At 68.6% G+C, this 16,068-nt stretch carries 17 protein-coding genes; 7 read left to right on the plus strand and 10 right to left on the minus strand.

Going from position 1 to position 16,068, the window contains the following annotated elements; all coding sequences use genetic code 11:
• The first annotated feature begins 49 nt into the window (after positions 1–49).
• Together ACFPN9_RS04195 and ACFPN9_RS04200 are read left to right on the plus strand one after the other, a co-directional pair.
• On the plus strand, positions 50–1,447 hold the full coding sequence (locus ACFPN9_RS04195; protein ID WP_377815442.1) for a glutamate--cysteine ligase: 1,398 nt from the start codon (positions 50–52) through the stop codon (positions 1,445–1,447).
• A gap of 78 nt (positions 1,448–1,525) precedes the next feature.
• Positions 1,526–1,702, plus strand: coding sequence for a Flp family type IVb pilin (locus tag ACFPN9_RS04200; RefSeq protein ID WP_082733108.1), 177 nt, complete (start codon positions 1,526–1,528; stop codon positions 1,700–1,702).
• A gap of 15 nt (positions 1,703–1,717) precedes the next feature.
• On the opposite strand, the gene ACFPN9_RS04205 is transcribed toward ACFPN9_RS04200, so the two are convergent.
• On the minus strand, positions 1,718–2,599 hold the full coding sequence (locus tag ACFPN9_RS04205) for a LysR substrate-binding domain-containing protein (protein WP_067993771.1): 882 nt from the start codon (positions 2,597–2,599) through the stop codon (positions 1,718–1,720).
• Between the two features lie 169 nt (positions 2,600–2,768).
• Here ACFPN9_RS04205 and ACFPN9_RS04210 point away from each other — a divergent pair, with 169 nt between their 5' ends.
• Positions 2,769–3,164, plus strand: coding sequence for a YjiS-like domain-containing protein (locus ACFPN9_RS04210; protein ID WP_066721050.1), 396 nt, complete (start codon positions 2,769–2,771; stop codon positions 3,162–3,164).
• Positions 3,165–3,227: 63 nt separating this feature from the next.
• Here the strand turns inward: ACFPN9_RS04210 and ACFPN9_RS04215 are convergent, their stop codons facing one another.
• Together ACFPN9_RS04215 and ACFPN9_RS04220 are read right to left on the minus strand one after the other, a co-directional pair.
• Complete coding sequence (locus ACFPN9_RS04215) at positions 3,228–4,142, minus strand: DUF937 domain-containing protein (RefSeq protein WP_066721052.1); 915 nt, start codon at positions 4,140–4,142, stop codon at positions 3,228–3,230.
• 91 nt (positions 4,143–4,233) lie between these two features.
• Positions 4,234–5,631, minus strand: coding sequence for an MATE family efflux transporter (locus ACFPN9_RS04220; protein ID WP_066721054.1), 1,398 nt, complete (start codon positions 5,629–5,631; stop codon positions 4,234–4,236).
• A gap of 131 nt (positions 5,632–5,762) precedes the next feature.
• Here ACFPN9_RS04220 and ispH point away from each other — a divergent pair, with 131 nt between their 5' ends.
• Genes ispH through rnhA form a run of 3 tightly spaced genes read left to right on the plus strand, consistent with a single transcriptional unit; the run spans position 5,763 to position 8,203 of the window.
• The gene (ispH, locus tag ACFPN9_RS04225) at positions 5,763–6,782 is read left to right on the plus strand and encodes a 4-hydroxy-3-methylbut-2-enyl diphosphate reductase (RefSeq protein ID WP_066721057.1); all 1,020 of its coding nucleotides are present in this window, start codon (positions 5,763–5,765) and stop codon (positions 6,780–6,782) included.
• Positions 6,783–6,794: 12 nt separating this feature from the next.
• A complete protein-coding gene (locus ACFPN9_RS04230) occupies positions 6,795–7,760 on the plus strand; it encodes a homoserine kinase (RefSeq protein WP_066721059.1) in 966 nt (321 codons plus the stop codon).
• A complete protein-coding gene (rnhA, locus tag ACFPN9_RS04235) occupies positions 7,757–8,203 on the plus strand; it encodes a ribonuclease HI (protein WP_066721062.1) in 447 nt (148 codons plus the stop codon). The genes ACFPN9_RS04230 and rnhA overlap by 4 nt, the downstream gene beginning before the upstream one ends.
• A gap of 16 nt (positions 8,204–8,219) precedes the next feature.
• On the opposite strand, the gene ACFPN9_RS04240 is transcribed toward rnhA, so the two are convergent.
• The 5 genes from ACFPN9_RS04240 to ACFPN9_RS04260 all read right to left on the minus strand — a co-directional run bounded on the left by ACFPN9_RS04240 (position 8,220) and on the right by ACFPN9_RS04260 (position 11,586).
• A complete protein-coding gene (locus tag ACFPN9_RS04240) occupies positions 8,220–8,726 on the minus strand; it encodes a YqhA family protein (protein WP_066721065.1) in 507 nt (168 codons plus the stop codon).
• Between the two features lie 77 nt (positions 8,727–8,803).
• On the minus strand, positions 8,804–9,262 hold the full coding sequence (locus ACFPN9_RS04245; RefSeq protein ID WP_066721068.1) for a GNAT family N-acetyltransferase: 459 nt from the start codon (positions 9,260–9,262) through the stop codon (positions 8,804–8,806).
• Positions 9,263–9,472: 210 nt separating this feature from the next.
• On the minus strand, positions 9,473–10,027 hold the full coding sequence (locus ACFPN9_RS04250; RefSeq protein ID WP_377815449.1) for a sugar O-acetyltransferase: 555 nt from the start codon (positions 10,025–10,027) through the stop codon (positions 9,473–9,475).
• Positions 10,028–10,188: 161 nt separating this feature from the next.
• Positions 10,189–10,674 (minus strand): peroxiredoxin, encoded by a 486-nt coding sequence (locus ACFPN9_RS04255; protein WP_066721075.1) that lies wholly within the window; start codon positions 10,672–10,674, stop codon positions 10,189–10,191.
• Positions 10,675–10,725: 51 nt separating this feature from the next.
• Positions 10,726–11,586 (minus strand): protein-disulfide reductase DsbD domain-containing protein, encoded by an 861-nt coding sequence (locus ACFPN9_RS04260; protein WP_066735426.1) that lies wholly within the window; start codon positions 11,584–11,586, stop codon positions 10,726–10,728.
• Between the two features lie 145 nt (positions 11,587–11,731).
• Between ACFPN9_RS04260 and ACFPN9_RS04265 the strand changes: the two genes are divergently transcribed.
• Positions 11,732–12,343, plus strand: coding sequence for a YqgE/AlgH family protein (locus tag ACFPN9_RS04265; protein WP_066721081.1), 612 nt, complete (start codon positions 11,732–11,734; stop codon positions 12,341–12,343).
• A 92-nt stretch (positions 12,344–12,435) separates the two neighbouring features.
• Here ACFPN9_RS04265 and ACFPN9_RS04270 read toward each other — a convergent pair whose 3' ends face one another.
• Both ACFPN9_RS04270 and ACFPN9_RS04275 read right to left on the minus strand, forming a co-directional pair.
• Positions 12,436–15,345, minus strand: coding sequence for an EAL domain-containing protein (locus ACFPN9_RS04270; protein ID WP_377815453.1), 2,910 nt, complete (start codon positions 15,343–15,345; stop codon positions 12,436–12,438).
• A 119-nt stretch (positions 15,346–15,464) separates the two neighbouring features.
• On the minus strand, positions 15,465–16,064 hold the full coding sequence (locus ACFPN9_RS04275) for a GNAT family N-acetyltransferase (protein WP_377815786.1): 600 nt from the start codon (positions 16,062–16,064) through the stop codon (positions 15,465–15,467).
• Positions 16,065–16,068: the final 4 nt, after the last annotated feature.

Consider the following 16,068-nt stretch of genomic DNA (forward strand, 5'->3'; position numbering starts at 1 on the left):
CGAGACATGGACGGCAATCTGGCCGTCCTGTTCTTCTGCCGGAGCGCCCATGGCTCGCGACGTGTCCGACTCCACCCCGATCGGTTCCAAGGACGAGTTGGTGTCCTGGATCGCAGCGGGGGAGAAACCACCTTCCGCCTTCCGTCTCGGCACCGAACACGAGAAGTTCGCCTTCTATAGCGACGACCTCGCACCCGTCCCTTATGAAGGCCGGGCGGCATCCGGCGGTCGCCCGGCCGCCGGCGGCATCCGCCATCTGCTCGAGGGCATGCAGGCGAAGCTCGGCTGGGAGCCGATCATGGACGCCGGCCACATCATCGGCCTCGCCGGGGTCGACGGCGGCGGCGCAATCTCGCTGGAGCCCGGCGGGCAGTTCGAACTCTCGGGCGCACCGGTCGAAACCCTGCACGAGACCGCGGCGGAACTGGGCGGCCATCTGCGCGACGTCAAGGCCGTGGCGCAGGAGCACGGCATCGGCTTCGTCTCGCTCGGCCATTCGCCGCTGTGGACGCGCGCCCAGACGCCCGTCATGCCCAAGGGGCGCTACAAGATCATGGCCAACTACATGCCGAAGGTCGGCTCGCGCGGCCTCGACATGATGTTCCGGACCTGCACGGTCCAGGTCAATCTCGACTTTGCCAGCGAGGCGGACATGGTCCGCAAGCTGCGGGTCTCGCTCGCCCTGCAGCCGCTTGCAACGGCGCTCTTCGCGTCCTCGCCCTTCACGGAAGGCAGGCTCAACGGCTTCCAGTCGATGCGCTCCGAAATCTGGCGCGACACCGACGCCGCCCGCTCCGGAATGCTCGCCTTCGCCTTCGACGATGGCATGTCCTACGAGGCCTATGTCGACTGGGCGCTCGATGTGCCGATGTATTTCGTCAAGCGCGGCGACACCTATCACGACGTCGCAGGCGGCTCCTTCCGCGACCTTCTGGCGGGAAAGCTCGCGCAGCTTCCCGGCGAGAAGGCGACGATCTCCGACTGGGCCAACCATCTTTCGACGCTCTTCCCCGAGGTGCGCCTGAAGCGGTTCCTCGAGATGCGAGGCGCCGATGCCGGGCCGCCGGAGATGCTCAATGCGCTGCCGGCTTTCTGGGTCGGCCTGCTCTATGACCCTGCCTCGCTCGACGCCGCATGGGAGATCGTGAAGGGCTGGAGTGCAGAGGAGCGCCAGGCCTTGCGCGACGCCGTGCCGAGAGAGGGCCTCGCCGCCACCATCGCCAGGCGTCAACTGCGCGAGATCGCCCGCGAGGTGCTTGCCCAGTCGCGCGCCGGGCTGGCGCGTCGCGCACGCCGCAATGGCGAAGGGGCCGACGAGACGGGCTTCCTCGATCCGCTCGAGGCGCTCGTCGCAGCCGACAGGACGGTGGCGCAGGATCTCGCGGCCCGGTTCGAGACAGAATGGGGCGGCGAGATCGCGCCGCTGTTTACGGAGTTTAAACTATAACCGTCAAACGCGGGCGATCTAGCAAATGTCGCGCAGGGCGTTAACCGGATTGCGGAGATTGCCTCGCATGCTGGCGCGATGCAGACGCTCCGCGCCCTCATGAAAAGATTCGCCCGCGACCAGCGCGGTGCAACGGCGATCGAGTACAGCCTCATCGCCACCCTAGTGTCGCTGGCAATCATCGCGGGCGCAACCCTTATGGGCGACAGGTTGAAGGCGCTGCTCGAATTGACGGCCGCCGGCTTCAAGGGCTGAAGGTGCAGACCGGCGTTACTCCGCCGCGGTCTTGAAGCTCGCCAGATTGTCCAGGCTCTGGATGATGTGCTCGGCCAGTGCATTCGACAGCACCGAGGGGTCGAAGCGCGTGCGCAGCAGCCCGATCTTGCAGGAGGGCAGCGTCGCGAACCCCTCCGACGGGCCGAGAATCCGCATGCCTGGCCGGACGGCGCTCTCCGGCAACACGGAAACGGCGAGCCCTGCGACGACCGCCGCGCCGACCGCGGTCGAGTTCCAGCTCGCATAGAGCACGCGGAAGCGCCGGCCCTTATTCTCCAGCGCGTCGACCGCCGCCTGCCGCCAGTTGCAGTTCGGCCGCCCCAGCGCCAGAGGCAACGGGTCCTCCTCATGCACGCCATGCCGCGCCGAGGTGACCCAGAGAAGCGGCTCGATGCGGATGATCTCGCCCTGGCCGCGGCTCTCGACATGGGTGATGATGGCGAGATCGATGTCGCCGGTGGCGATCCGCTCGGCCAGCATAGGCGTCGGTTCGCAGACCACCGTCACCTCGGCGCGGGGATTCGAGCGGGCGAATCGCGCCAGGATCTCGGGCAGATAGCGGTCGGCGTAATCGTCCGGTACACCGAGGCGGATGCGCCCCTTGAGGTCGGCATCGGCGAAGCTCGCCACACATTCGAGATTCAGCCGCACGATGCGCCGGGCATAGTCCAACAGGCGCTCGCCATCCTCTGTCAGCTTGGCATGGCGCCCGTCACGCCCGAACAGAGGCCGGCCGACGCGCTCCTCCAGCCGCTTCATCTGCATCGACACCGCCGACTGGGTCTTGAACACGATCTCTGCCGCGCGGGTGAAGGAGCCGGTATCGGCGATCGCGACGAAGGTCTTGAGCTGGTCGGCGTCGAGGACATGGGCCATCGAAAACCCTCGCGGATGGATCATCAATATCCGTGTTGTGAGATATCATAACCATTCGTTTGGCTGATGACCAGTCGAAAGCTAGGCTCTTTGCATCATCCGCTTCAGCCAAACGGTGCGTCCAGGCTGCAGCGCGATGCCCGCTCTCATCCGTCCACAGGAGGCCGTCATGCTGCTCATGACCTTCGCCACGAAGTCGCTCTCGTCCGTTTCGGTCGGTGCCGCGCGTGTCGCGACCCTCACGCTGCGGCCGGTGAATGCCATCGTCAAAGCCCTGATCCATCGCCGAGAGGTGATGCGCCTGGGCGAGCTCGACGAGCGCGGGCTCAAGGACATCGGTCTTGTCCGTTCGGATCTCGACGGCGCGCTCTCGGTCTCCTGGCTGTCGGACCCTTCGCTCGTCCTCGCCGAGCGCTCCAGCGCCCGCCACGGCGTCGCCTCGCTGCGCCGCCAGGCCGCGCTTCAGCAGGCGGAGCGGGTCGCTCCCGCCAGACCCGCCCGGTTGGAGCCGGTGGCGCCCGCGCGGCGAGCGGCGGTGGCCGACACGGTTGCGTGCAGCGCCTGACCCCTTGGGGCTGCACGTTCCTGCGGGCGGAGGCTTCGTGCCTCCGCCCTTTTTCTTGTCGGCTCAGCGCCGGCCCGGTCCGCCGAACATCGTGTCGAAGATCGACTTCATCGCCTGCTGATGGCTGTCCTGCACCTGGCGGCCGGTCTCGAACATCTGGTTGAGCGCGTCGAGGCCGATTGCGCCCGGCCCGGCGCCCGCCGGCGGCACGTCGTCCTGCGGCTCGGGCTCAGGCGCCCGACGCGCCGTGCGGGTCTCCGGCTCCGGCTGGGATTGCGCTCCGCCCAGCATGCCGGTGAGAATCTGGCCAAAGATTCCGCCCATCTGGTCCATGCCGGCCTGACCCCCCGGCATTTGGCCGCCGCCGAACGGCCCGCCCCCCTGCGTCTGGCCGCCGGCGGGCACCTGCCCGTTGCCGAACATGCTGCCGAGGATGGCTTCGAACGGATTCATGGGGTTGGCCGGCTGTGGCGGCGGAGGTGGCGGGGCGGGTTGCAGGCCCGGCATCTGGCCGCGCATCATCTCGGCGAACTGCCCGAGAATGCCGCCGAAGCCGCTGCTCTGCATCGATTTGGTCAGCCCGCCCATCACCATCGCGGCGATCACCGGCAGCATCTGCTTCAGCACCGCCTGGCCGACGCCGCTGGTCGCCGCCGCCTGCGCCGCCACGGCGTTGCTGACCTCCTTGGAGCCGAAGATCTGGCTCAGCACATCGGTGCCCGCGCTGCGCGCCTGATCGGGAATGCCGTCGCCATTGGCGTCGAAGATGCGGCCGAACGGGGAGGCGGTCATCATCTGGGCCAGCGAGCCGAAGGCGTAAGGATCCTGCGTCTGCCGCTGCAGCCCCATCGAGAAGGCGGGGAGAAGCGCCTCGATGGCGGCTTGCGTCTGCTGCTGGCTGAGCCCGTATTGCCGGGCGAGGTTCTGCATCGCCTGGCCGTTCTGGGCCTGCTGCATCATCTCGAACAGGGTCATCATGGCGTGCCTCCGGCTGCTGCGCGGTCTGTCGCCGCCTGAACGGCCGACGATAACAGCGGAAAGGGGGGAGGCAAGCCGTGCCCGGTGTTCGTCAGCCGCCAGCGGAGCGTCGCTCGAGCCGGGAGATGCCGCGATAGGCGAAGACCAGCGCCACGATGCCGAAGACGACGGCCCCGAGCGCGGAGCCGACCAGCGCCCCCTTCGGCCCGGCATAGTGCGCGCCGACCCAGGCCAGCGGGATCGTGCCCAGAGTCGCCCGCCCCCAGCTGAACAGCGTCGAGAGCAGCGGCATGCCGAGATTGTTGAAGGCGGCGTTGGCGACGAAGAGCAGGCCGACGAAAATCCACATCGGCCCGACGACGAGGCAGAAGAACATCAGCAGTTCGCCGGTCAGCCCGGTCGCGCCGAAGGCGGCCGCGATCGGCGCCCGCAGCAGGGCCAGCGCCACCCCCGAGACGACGACGCAGCCGATCGCGAACTGCGCCGAGGCGGTGAGCCCGGCGCGCATCCGGTCGAAGCGTCCGGCGCCCCAGTTCTGCGCCAGGATCGGCCCGACCGCCCCGGTCAGCGCGAAGAGGACGCCAAAGGCGACGGGCACGAGCCGGTCCATGATCGCCAGTGCCGCCATCGCTCCGTCGCCGAAGCGGGAGAAGATGCCGGCGAAGACGGCGTTGGCGATCGGATTGGAGAGATTGGTCAGGATCGCGGGGCCGGCGATGGCCATGGTGGCGGCGCTATCGCGGCGCACACCGGCGAGGTTCGGGCGAGCGACGATGTCGTGCACGCGCACCGCCCCATGGAACCCGGTCGCGACGATGACGACGCGTGAGATCACGATCGCCCAGGCCGCGCCGTCCGGCCCGAGCCCGAACCCGAAGATCAGCAGCGGGTCGAGCCCGGCCGTGGCGAGGCCGCCGCCCAGTGTCACGAACATGGCGCGGCGCGCATCGCCGACGGCCCGCAGCACGCCCGACAGTCCCATGCCGACCGCCATCAGGACGTTGGACGGCAGTACGATCCACAGGAAGGAGAGCGCGACGCGGTAGGATTCGTCATGGGCGCCGAGCAGGCGCAGCAGCGAGGGCAGGGCGGGCAGCGCGATCGCCGTCAGGGCCAGCGCGGCGAGTGCCATCAGCACCAGCGTCGAGCTGGCGATGCGCCGCGCCGCCTCGCGCTCGCCGGCGCCGAGCGCCCGGGCCGTCAGGGCGGAAACCGCGATCATCAGCCCGATATTGATCGAGATCATCAGGTAGAGGACGATCGTCGCGAAGCCGACGCCGGCGGTGGCCTCGGGGCGTCCGAGCCAGGAGACGTAGAGCAGCGAGAGCAGATCGACGACGAAGATCGCCATCAGCCCGATCGCGCCGGTCCCGGTCATCACCGCGACATGGCGCATCAGCGAGCCGCTGACGAAGACGGCCGTCTGGGGCGGGCTTTGGTGATTCACGGGCGCAGCCTGCTGGCGGAAGCGCTCGGTGCGGCAGAGCATGCGGCTGGCATGGCGCGTCGACGGGCTCCGGCCGAGGGTGGCGGTCTGCGGGGATCGGTCGCCTTCTCTAGGCGCTCCCGTGTCGGCAGGCGAGGGCCATCGCCGCCGCATGCCGATGCCGGCCGCCTTTCTTGACATCGCCCGCGCCACGCCGAAAGAAGACCGCTGTCCAACCGGAGCCCCGCGTGACCAAGCCGCCGCTCGATATCCTGCTCTGTGCCCCGCGCGGCTTCTGCGCGGGCGTCGTGCGCGCGATCGACGCGGTCGAGAAGGCGCTGACGCTGCATGGCGCGCCGGTCTATGTCCGCCACGAGATCGTTCACAACAAATACGTGGTCGAATCGCTGAAGCGGAAGGGCGCCGTCTTCGTCGCGGAGCTGTCGCAGGTGCCGGATGCGACGCGGCCCGTGATCTTCTCCGCCCATGGCGTCGCCAAATCCGTGCCGGCGGAGGCGAATGCCCGCAATCTCTTCGCCATCGACGCGACCTGTCCGCTCGTCACCAAGGTCCATCGCGAGGCCGAGGTCCATCACAAGCGCGGGCGCCACATCCTGCTCGTCGGCCATGCCGGCCATCCGGAGGTGATCGGCACGATGGGGCAATTGCCGCCGGGCGCGATCACCCTGATCGAGACGCTCGAGGACGTCGCGGAGCTCACCCCCCCGGCCGGCCAGCCGCTCGCCTATGTCACGCAGACCACGCTCTCGGTCGACGACACGCGCGGCATCGTCGAGGCGCTCCAGGCGCGGTTCCCGGAGCTGATCGCGCCGCACAAGGAAGACATCTGCTACGCCACGACGAACCGCCAAGAAGCGGTGAAGCGCGTCGCTCCGCAGGTCGAGGCGCTGATCGTCGTCGGCTCGCCCAACTCCTCGAACTCGCAGCGCCTGCGCGAGGTCGCCGAGCGCGCCGGCTGCCCGGTCGCCCGGCTCGTTCTGCGCACGGACGAGATCGACTGGTCGGTCTTCGGGTCGATCCGCACGCTCGGCATCACCGCCGGCGCCAGTGCGCCCGAGGTGCTGGTCGAGGAGATCATCGACGCCTTCGCCGAGCGCTACGAGGTCCGCGTCGAGACCGTCTCGACCGCCGACGAGAACGTCTTCTTTCCGCTGCCGCGCGAATTGCGCGATGCGCCCGCAGCCGCCGAGTGAGCGAGCAGAGCTTTGGCCGTCTATACCGAAGTACCCGATGACGAGATGGCGGCATTCGTCGCGCGCTACGGCATCGGCGATCTCCTCTCCGCCAAGGGCATCGCCGAGGGCGTCGAGAACTCGAACTACCTGCTGCACACCACGCAAGGGTTCTACATCCTCACCCTCTACGAGAAGCGGGTGAACCCGGATGATCTGCCCTTCTTCCTCGGGCTGATGCAGCATCTGGCGGCACGCGGGCTGATCTGCCCGCAGCCGGTCAGCGACAGCCGCGGCGAGATGCTCGGCCGCCTCGCCGGGCGCCCGGCCGCCATCGTGACCTTCCTCGACGGGCTGTCGGTGCGCCGGCCGACCGCGACGCATTGCCAGGAGCTCGGCCGCGGGCTGGCGCTGCTGCACCAGGCCGGGGCCGATTTCGGCATGGAGCGGGTGAATGCGCTCTCCGTGCCCGGCTGGCGCCCTCTCGCGGAGCAGGCGGGTGCGGCCGCCGATACGGTGTCGGCGGGGCTGGCGGGACGCGTCGCGGCCGAGATCGCGGTGCACGAGGCCGGCTGGCCGGAAGGGCTGCCGCGCGGCGTCATCCACGCCGATCTCTTCCCCAACAACGTCTTCTTCCTGAAGAACAGGCTCTCGGGGCTGATCGACTTCTATTTCGCCTGCACCGATGCCTTCGCCTATGACCTCGCGATCTGCCTGAACTCCTGGTGCTTCGAGGCCGATGCCTCCTTCAACCTGACCAAGGGCCAGGCCATGCTCGCCGGCTATGAGAGCGTGCGCCCGCTGACGGAAGCCGAGATCGAGGCGCTGCCGCAGCTCTGCCGCGGCTCGGCGCTGCGCTTCCTGCTGACCCGGCTGGTCGACTGGCTCAACGTGCCGCCGGGCGCGCTGGTCAAGCCGCATGACCCGCTCGAATACGACCGCAAGCTCGCCTTCCACCAGCGCGTCGCCGATGCCCGCGACTACGGGCTGAGGCGATGAGCGACACCGTCGAAGTCTGGACGGACGGCGCCTGTTCCGGAAATCCGGGGCCCGGCGGCTGGGGTGTCATCCTCTCCTACAGGGGCACGCAGAAGGAGCTGTCCGGCGGCGAGGCGATGACCACCAACAACCGTATGGAGCTGATGGGGGCGATTGCGGCGCTGGAATCGCTGACGCGGCCCTGCACGGTCGCGCTGCACACCGACAGCCAGTATCTGCGCCAGGGCATCACCGCCTGGATCCATGGCTGGAAGAAAAACGGCTGGAAGACCGCCGATCGCAAGCCGGTCAAGAACGAGGAGCTGTGGAAGCGCCTCGACGCGGCGCTGAAGCAGCACAGGATCGAGTGGAAATGGGTCAAGGGCCATGCCGGCGACCCGATGAACGAGCGCGCCGACGAACTGGCCCGCGCCGGCATGGCGCCGTTCAAGCCGGGGCGGTGACCGCGGGCTAGCGCCCTCAATGCGTCTCGCTCTGCGGCCCGCTCGCCGCGCCGCCATGCGGCATCAGCTTCAGTGCGCCGGCGATGAGCAGGATCGCCGCCGGCAGGACGAGATAGCCGGGTTCGAGCTTGCTGTCGGCGGTGGCCATGTCGGTGGCGAAATCGACGATGAGATAGACCAGGATCGCCTGGCAGAAGGTGCTCTTCAGCTCCCCCATCTCGCTCGGGCGGATCCAGGAGGGCAGGTCGTCGCCCGCCGTGACGCGCTCCGCGAGGACGAAGCTCGCGATCACCTTGGCGCCGAGCAGGGTGATGATGACCGCGAACAGGCATTCGTCGATCGTCTTCATCACCAGCGAGATCGTGCTCTGGGCATGGTCGTTCGCCAGCATGGCGCGCGCCGCCGCCAGCAGATTGGTGCCGGCCTCGCCGAGCAGCACGAGCCCGCTGCCGATCATGCCGAGCGCCGCGAGCGCGATGATCGCCCGAAATGCCAGTCCCGCCGCCCGCATCGCCGTCTCCATCCCAGCCGCCTCGTCAGGCGCCGGAATCGGGATAGGGGCTGGCGCACGCTGCGTCCATGCCCTGCGCGCCGGACCTTTCAGCCGAGCGGCTGGCGATAGACGATGAAGCCGGACTTGTCGGCGATCTTGTCGTAGAGCGCCTGCGCCGGCAGATTGCTCTCATGCGTCTGCCAGTAGACGCGAAAGCACCCCTTGGCCTGCGCCATCTGCCGGACAGCCTCGATCAGCGCGCGCCCCGCGCCGGTTCCGCGCGCTTCGGGTGCGGTGAAGAGGTCCTGCAGATAGCAGATATCAGCCTCGCGCCAGGTGGTGCGGTGGATCACCCAATGGACGAGGCCGATCAAAGTGCCCTCGCGCTCCGCCACAAAACCGCCCATCGGCTCGCGGCCGCCGGTCAGCCGGGCGAAGGTGACGTCGTCGGTCCCGGCCGGCAGCGTCGCCTTGTAGAAGGTCAGATAGCCCTGCCAGAGCGGGTCCCAGCCGGCGCGGTCGGATCGGGCGAGGGGGCGGATGGTCAGGGCGGTCAGGGCGGTCATGGCAGGCTCCGGCGATCTCGGCGAAGCCTAACGCCGCCCCGCCGGGCTGTCTCATGACGAAGCGAGATCGGATCGATCAGGGCGGGGGCGTGGGATGGCGCCACGTGGCGACCAGCGCCTCTTGCCTTCCCTTTTGTCAGTCGTGACCTCGTCGAGGCAGTCATGCGTCGCGCGCTCCCGCCGCGAATGACGAGAGAGGTCAATGACCCGTCAGGCCTTGCCGCGCGGTCGGGCTGGATTGCCCATGACGGTCGTCCCTGCGGAGACGTTGCGGGTGGCGACGGCCCCCGCTCCGATGATGGCATCATCCCCCACCGTGACCCCCGGCAGGATCAGCGCGCCGCCACCGATCCAGACATTCGCCCCGATAGTGATGGGGAGACCGCTCTCGACCCCGGCGCGCCGAAGCTCGGGATCGCGCGGATGGTCGGCGGTGAGGAACTGCACGCCGGGTCCGACCTGCGTCAGGGCGCCGATCACCACGGGAGCGACGTCGAGGACGACGCAGTTGAAATTCAAGAAGACGCCATCGCCGAGAGAGATGTGCTGGCCGTAATCGCAATGGAAAGGCGGACGCACGACGGCGCCTTCGCCGACATGAGCAAACAATTCGCGTAGCATCACCCGCCGCTCGTCGGGTGATGCCGCCAGGGTGGTGTTGTAGCGGACCATCCACGCGCGGGCACGCTGGGCATCCGCCTGGAGTTCCGGATCACCGGGCCGGTAGGCTTCGCCCGCCAGCATCTTCTGCTTTTCGCTTCTCACAATCGATCACTCCCGCCAGGCCACCGGAACGGCAGCAGCTTCCTGCGACGACGTTAGCCGATAGACGCTGCGGCGCCTCAGGCGGATCCCCCCTCCCACCCAGCAAAAAGCCCGCGCCATCCTTGCGGACGACGCGGGCTCGATGAGGGAAGCGCCTCGGCTCAGAGCTGGGCGAGCAGGGCTTCGGCGCCGGAGATGTCGGCCTTGCCGGGTCCGTCCTCGACGTTCAGCTTGTCGACGACGCCGTCCTTGACGATCATCGAGTAGCGCTGCGAGCGGGTGCCCAGGCCAAAGCCCGAGCCGTCCATCGAGAGGCCGATCGCCTTGGCGAAATCGGCATTGCCGTCGGAGAGGAATTCGATCAGCCCGGCGCCGCCGGTCGCCTTGGCCCAGGCGTCCATGACGAAGACGTCGTTGGTGCTGGTCACCATGATCGCGTCGACATTCTTGGCCTTGATCTCGGCCGCCTTGGCGATGAAGCCCGGCAGGTGATTCTTGTGGCAGGTCGGCGTGAAGGCGCCGGGCACGGCGAAGAGCACGACGGTCTTGCCGGCGAAGAGCTCGTCGGTGGTCTTGGCCACCGGTCCCTCGGACCCCATGAGCCGGAACGTCGCCTGCGGAAGCTTGTCACCCACCTTGATGGTCATCGCGCCTGTTCTCCGTGAAGGCCCTGCGGCAGCTGCCGCCCGGCCAACCGATTAGGGCTTGGCGGCGGGGATGTCGAGGTCGAGTCGCGTCTCGATCGCGGCGGGCTTGCCGCGCACGGTGATGATAAAGGGGATCGGCCCCGCCGCGCCCTTCGGCCGGTCGACGATGCGAAGCAGCGCCAGCGTCGTGCCGTCCGGCTGGAGGCTCAGTGTCGGCTTGCCGAAGGACCACATCCCGGCGCCCTCAATGAAGACATCCTCGACCTTACCCTCGGGAGGGGCCTGCAGCACGAGGCGCAGGCCGGGCTCGATCGCGCCCTCGTCGAGCTTCGCCTCGAGGACGGAGATCCTCGTCTTCTGGGGCCCGAGCTTCACCGGCGCCGGCACGCGTGCCTCGAAGCGCTCCAGCCGCGGCGAGGTCACCGCGGTGACGCCGGGCTCGAGCCAGAGCCGCGCCTCGCCCTTCACGGGGATGCAGATCTTCTCGCAGACGGCATAGTCGAGCTTCAGCACCAGCATCACCGGCTTGGCCGGATCGGCCGGCTGCACCGAGACGGGGATCACGACCTCGCCGACATAGCCGAGGGAATGGCCGTTCCCGTCCTCGAAGCGCTCGGGCGCCGGCCAGCGCACGTCGAGCCCGCCGATATTGGTCGATCCGCTCCAGTCGAACACGGGCGGCACGCCGAAATCGCCGGGGCTGCGCCAATAGGTCTTGTAGCCCGGCGCCATCAGGATCTCGACGCCGACGCGCTGCTTGCCGGAGGCGGCGGTCGCGCCGGCGATGAGACGCAGCGACGCGTGGTCACCCTTCGACCAGGGCGACATCGCCGCTTCCTGAGCGAGGGCGGGCGTCGCCAGCGCGGCGGCGAGCACCGCGAGGAGGGTGAGAAGACGTTGCACAGCAGACATTTATGAGACCTAGCCGCGAATTGCGACAAAATCCGCCATGCCGGCACGAACAATCGCGTGATCCTGACGCGAGCGGTCGCAAAGAGACGCTGCCGCAACGCGAAGCCTGTTTCCAGCGCCGCCGGATTTGATTTAGCATGGCGTCATGAAGATCGGCTCGAACCAGCGCCTCAGCGGCCGCAGCTATCTCGACGGGCAGTGCCTCATCGCCATGCCCGGCATGGCCGATACGCGCTTCAGCCGCAGCGTCGTCTATGTCTGCGCCCATTCCGAGGATGGGGCGATGGGCATCATCGTCAACAAGCCCGCCGCCGATACGCGTTTTCCCGATCTTCTCGTCCAGCTCGACGTCATCCCCTCCGAGGAGCTGATTCGGCTGCCGAGCCAGGCCGAAAAGCTGCAGGTGCTGCGCGGCGGCCCGGTCGAGACCAAGCGCGGCTTCGTGCTGCACACGGCTGATTTCTTCCTCGAATCGGCGACGCTGCCGATCGATGACGGCATCTGCCTGACTGCGACGCTCGACATCCTGCGCGCCATCGCTATCGGCAGCGGGCCGGAGAGCGCGGTGCTGGCGCTGGGATATGCCGGCTGGGGCGCCGGCCAGCTCGAATCCGAGATCCAGGCCAATGGCTGGCTGCATTGCGCCGCCGACCCCGCCCTGCTGTTCGACGACGGCGTCGAGACGAAATACGCCCGCGCGCTTGGCAAGATCGGGATCGATCCGGCCTTCTTGTCGAGCGAGGCTGGGCACGCCTGAGGCCATCCGCCGCTTTCAGGCGAAGGGCAGCGCAGAGCCGGGATCCGGTTTCAAGTCCTGCCGGGCTCGGACCGGGACATGACGCCCGCTCCTTATGCCGCCTCGCTGGAGTTCGCAGCCGCCGCGCCCATCAGCCGTCGCGCTTCCGCCGCGCTCATCGGCTGGCCGAAGATGTAGCCCTGCGCATATTGGCAGCCGAGCTGGTAGAGCTCGATCGCATCCGACTCGGTCTCGGCCCCTTCCGCCACCACATCCATGCGCAGGTCGGCGGCGAGCTGGACGATCGAGCGCAGGATCACCGGTGGCTTGCCGCTGCCCATCTGCCTGACGAAGCTCTGGTCGACCTTGATCGTGTCGAAGGGGAAGCGCTGCAGATAGGACAGCGAGGAATAGCCGGTGCCGAAATCGTCGAGCGAGAGGCCGGCGCCGAGATCGCGGATGCGCGAGAGCATCTGCGCGGCATATTCCGGGTTCTCCATCACCAGGCTCTCGGTGATCTCGAGCTTGAGCGTGCCGGGCAGGATGCGCCGGCGAGCCAACACGGTCTTCACGTCGTGCAGCAGGTCGTGGCGCAGCAGCTGCCGGCTCGAGACGTTGACGCTGGCGAAGATCGGAGGATCGACCTCGAGCGCCGCCTGCCAGGCTTCGAGTTCGCGGGCCGCGCGGTCCATCACATAGACGCCGAGATCGACGATCAGCCCGGTCTCCTCGGCGATGGAGAGGAAATCAGCCGGCATCAGCCGGCCCTCGCGCGGGTGGTCCCAGCGCACCAGCGCCTCGAAGCCGGCGATGGTGCGGTCTTCCAGCCGGACGATCGGCTGATACATCACCTGGATCTCGCCGCGCTCGATCGCCCGGCGCAGATCGCTCTCCAGCGCCAGCCGGTCGTTGCGGTCGGTCCGCATCGCCGGCACGAAGACCTCGATCTTGTTGCCGCCCTGGCGCTTGGCATGGGCCATGGCGAGTTCGGCGTTCTTCAGCGCGTCGTCCTTGCGCGCCGCCGGGGCCGGATCGAACAAGGCGAGCCCGACTGAGGGCGTCAGCAGGATCTCGCGCTCGGCGAAGGTGATCGGCGTCGAGACGGCACGGCGCACGAGTTCCGCCAGCGCCAGGATGCGCTCCGGGTCGCGCTCGGAGACGAGGATCATCGCGAAGGTGTCGCCACCGATGCGGGCCAGCGTATCCTGCGCCCGCAGCAACCGGCCGAGCCGGCGCGCCAGCGTCAGCAGGATGGAATCCCCCGCCGAGAAGCCGACCGATTCGTTGACCTGCTTGAAGCGGTCGATGTCAATGACGAGCACCGTCGGCCGGATCGTCTCGTCGGCGCGGCAGAAGCCGAAGACGGCCGAGAGCCGGTCCTGGAACAGCTTGCGGTTGGGCAGGCCGGTCAGGTTGTCATGCACCGCGTCGTGCAGCATCCGCTCCTGCGCGGTGCGTTGCTCGGTGACGTCGGCCAGCGTGCCGATGACGCGCACGACCTCGCCATCGGAGCCGATCACCGGCCGCGCCTTGAGGTTGAACCAGTGGTAGTTGCCGCCGGCCGCCCGCAGGCGCAGGTCGAGATTGAGCTTGCCGCGGCGCTGCTCCAGCACGGCGTCGAGCGAGACGCGATAGCGGTCGCGGTCGGCGACATGCATGTGCTCGAACCAGCGCGAGGCCGAACCTTCGAGCGCGCCGCGCGGCAGGCCGAGCAGCGTCTCGATCTGCGGCGAGACGAAAATCTTGTCGGCGCTGACGTCCCAGTCGAAGACGAGGTCTCCCGAGCCGGACAGCGCCAGCGCACGGCGCTCCGTATCCGAAACCAGCCCCTGCGACAGCCCGCTGCCGGCAAAGGCGTGCTGGATCACGGTGAAGCCGATCAGCAGCACGATCAGAACGAGGCCGCCGAGCAGCGCCGGCGCGACCAGATCGCGCTGGAACTGGCCGGTCACCGTAAAGCCCGCCGCGGTCACCCAGACCGCGAGCAGGAACCAGGTCGGGATCAGCATCACCGCCCGCTCATAGCCATGGGTGGCGAGATGCAGGATCAGCACGAAGCCGACCGCCGCAACGGCTGCGATCGAGATGCGCGCGATGCCCGACGCCATCGGCGCATCGACGACGGCCAGCCCGACCAGCGCCGCCAGCCCCAGCATCCAGACGATGGTGACGTGGCTGTAGCGCACATGCCAGCGCGCCAGGTTGAGATAGGCGAAGAGGAAGACGAGCAGCGTCGCCGCGAGCACGACCTCGGCGCCGGCGCGGTAGATCCGCTCGATCGCGGGCGTCAGCGGGAAGATGCGCTGGAAGAAGCCGAAATCCAGCCCGGCATAGGCCAGCACCGCCCAGGCCAGCGCCGCGGCGGCCGGGAAGATTACCGCGCCCTTGACCACGAAGATGATCGTCAGGAACAGCGCCAGCAGGCCGGCGATGCCGATGATGATGCCCTTGTAGAGCGTCAGCCCGTTGGTCTTCTGGCGATAGGCCTCCTGCTCGTAGAGATAGAGCTGCGGCAGGTTGGAGGATTTCAGCTCGGCGACGAAGGTCACCGTCGTGCCGGGGTCGAGCGTGATCAGGAAGACGTCGGCATCGGGGCTGGCCTCGCGCTCCGGGGACAGCCCCTGGCTCGCGGTCACGGCCTCGATGCGGCTGTCGCCGAGATCCGGCCAGATCACGCCCGAGCCGATCAGCCGATGGAAGGGCGCAACCAGCAGCCGGTCGATCTGCTCATCGGAATCATTGGTCAGCGCGAAGACGATCCAGTCCGGCCGCGCGCCCGATTCGCGCGCCCGCACCGCGATGCGGCGCACGATCCCGTCGGGGCCCGGCGCGGTCGAGATCTGGATGACGTCGCCATCGGACTTGTTGCGCTCGACGACATTGGTCAGGTCGAGCACCGGCGCGTCGACGGGCACGCGGACCGCTTCCACCGCGGCGGCCGGGCCGGCCGCGGCGAGAACGAACCAGAGCGCGAGCCCGGCGACGGCGAGGCCGAAGCGGAGGCATCGGTCGGTGAGGGTCAAGCTGCGCTCGTATCTGGATCGGGGAACGGTCATGCGGCGTCGGAAGCCAGTCCTATCGGCGGCTCGTGGCGAGGACAAGGCATGGTCGCCCCAGCCTCCCCAGCCTTCGCTGCCGCGGCTCATCGCCCCTCGCCCGGCAGCCGGTCGCTGGCGAGCGCGGCATAGAGCAGATGATCGGCCCAGGCGCCGTTGATGCGCAGATAGGAGCGCGCCAGCCCCTCATGCCGGAATCCGACGCGCTCGAGAAGGCGCCGCGAGGGCTCGTTGTTCGGCAGGCAGGCCGCTTCGACGCGGTGCAGCGCCAGATCCTGGAAGGCGAAGCGCAGCGCGCCGCGCACCGCCTCGCTCATATGGCCCTTGCCGGCATGGCGCGCGCCCATCCAGTAGCCGAGCGTGCAGGCCTGGGCGACGCCGCGTCGCACCAACCCGAGCGTCAGTCCGCCGAGCAGCATCTCGCTGCGGGCGTCGAGCAGGAACAGCGAATAGGCCTCGTCGGCAGCGATCTCCCGCGCCGCCCGCTTCACCCGCAGGCGGAAGGAGTTGCGCGTCAGGTCGTCCTCGTTCCAGACCGGCTCCCAGGGCGTCAGGAAGGCGCGGCTCTCGATGCGCAGCAGCGACCAGGCCGCGTAGTCCGAGGCCTGCGGCGCCCGCAGGATCAGGTTCTCGGTCCGGATCAGCGGGCGTGTCGGCGGCTCGGTCGAGAAGCGGAACAGCGCCATGGCG

Origin of the sequence: Allobosea massiliensis (assembly GCF_042655245.1) — a bacterium.
GTDB classification, from domain to species: domain Bacteria; phylum Pseudomonadota; class Alphaproteobacteria; order Rhizobiales; family Beijerinckiaceae; genus Allobosea; species Allobosea massiliensis.

Excerpts from the sequence above, each read along its gene's own strand:
- ACFPN9_RS04195 (WP_377815442.1), top strand. The coding sequence starts at position 50 with ATGGCTCGCGACGTGTCCGACTCCACCCCGATCGGTTCCAAGGACGAG.
- ACFPN9_RS04210 (WP_066721050.1), top strand. The coding sequence starts at position 2,769 with ATGCTGCTCATGACCTTCGCCACGAAGTCGCTCTCGTCCGTTTCGGTC.
- ACFPN9_RS04240 (WP_066721065.1), bottom strand. The coding sequence starts at position 8,726 with ATGGAGACGGCGATGCGGGCGGCGGGACTGGCATTTCGGGCGATCATC.
- rnhA (WP_066721062.1), top strand. The coding sequence starts at position 7,757 with ATGAGCGACACCGTCGAAGTCTGGACGGACGGCGCCTGTTCCGGAAAT.
- ACFPN9_RS04205 (WP_067993771.1), bottom strand. The coding sequence starts at position 2,599 with ATGGCCCATGTCCTCGACGCCGACCAGCTCAAGACCTTCGTCGCGATC.
- ACFPN9_RS04265 (WP_066721081.1), top strand. The coding sequence starts at position 11,732 with ATGAAGATCGGCTCGAACCAGCGCCTCAGCGGCCGCAGCTATCTCGAC.
- ACFPN9_RS04260 (WP_066735426.1), bottom strand. The coding sequence starts at position 11,586 with ATGTCTGCTGTGCAACGTCTTCTCACCCTCCTCGCGGTGCTCGCCGCC.
- ACFPN9_RS04200 (WP_082733108.1), top strand. The coding sequence starts at position 1,526 with ATGCAGACGCTCCGCGCCCTCATGAAAAGATTCGCCCGCGACCAGCGC.
- ACFPN9_RS04215 (WP_066721052.1), bottom strand. The coding sequence starts at position 4,142 with ATGATGACCCTGTTCGAGATGATGCAGCAGGCCCAGAACGGCCAGGCG.
- ACFPN9_RS04245 (WP_066721068.1), bottom strand. The coding sequence starts at position 9,262 with ATGACCGCCCTGACCGCCCTGACCATCCGCCCCCTCGCCCGATCCGAC.
- ACFPN9_RS04275 (WP_377815786.1), bottom strand. The coding sequence starts at position 16,064 with ATGGCGCTGTTCCGCTTCTCGACCGAGCCGCCGACACGCCCGCTGATC.
- ACFPN9_RS04255 (WP_066721075.1), bottom strand. The coding sequence starts at position 10,674 with ATGACCATCAAGGTGGGTGACAAGCTTCCGCAGGCGACGTTCCGGCTC.
- ACFPN9_RS04220 (WP_066721054.1), bottom strand. The coding sequence starts at position 5,631 with ATGCTCTGCCGCACCGAGCGCTTCCGCCAGCAGGCTGCGCCCGTGAAT.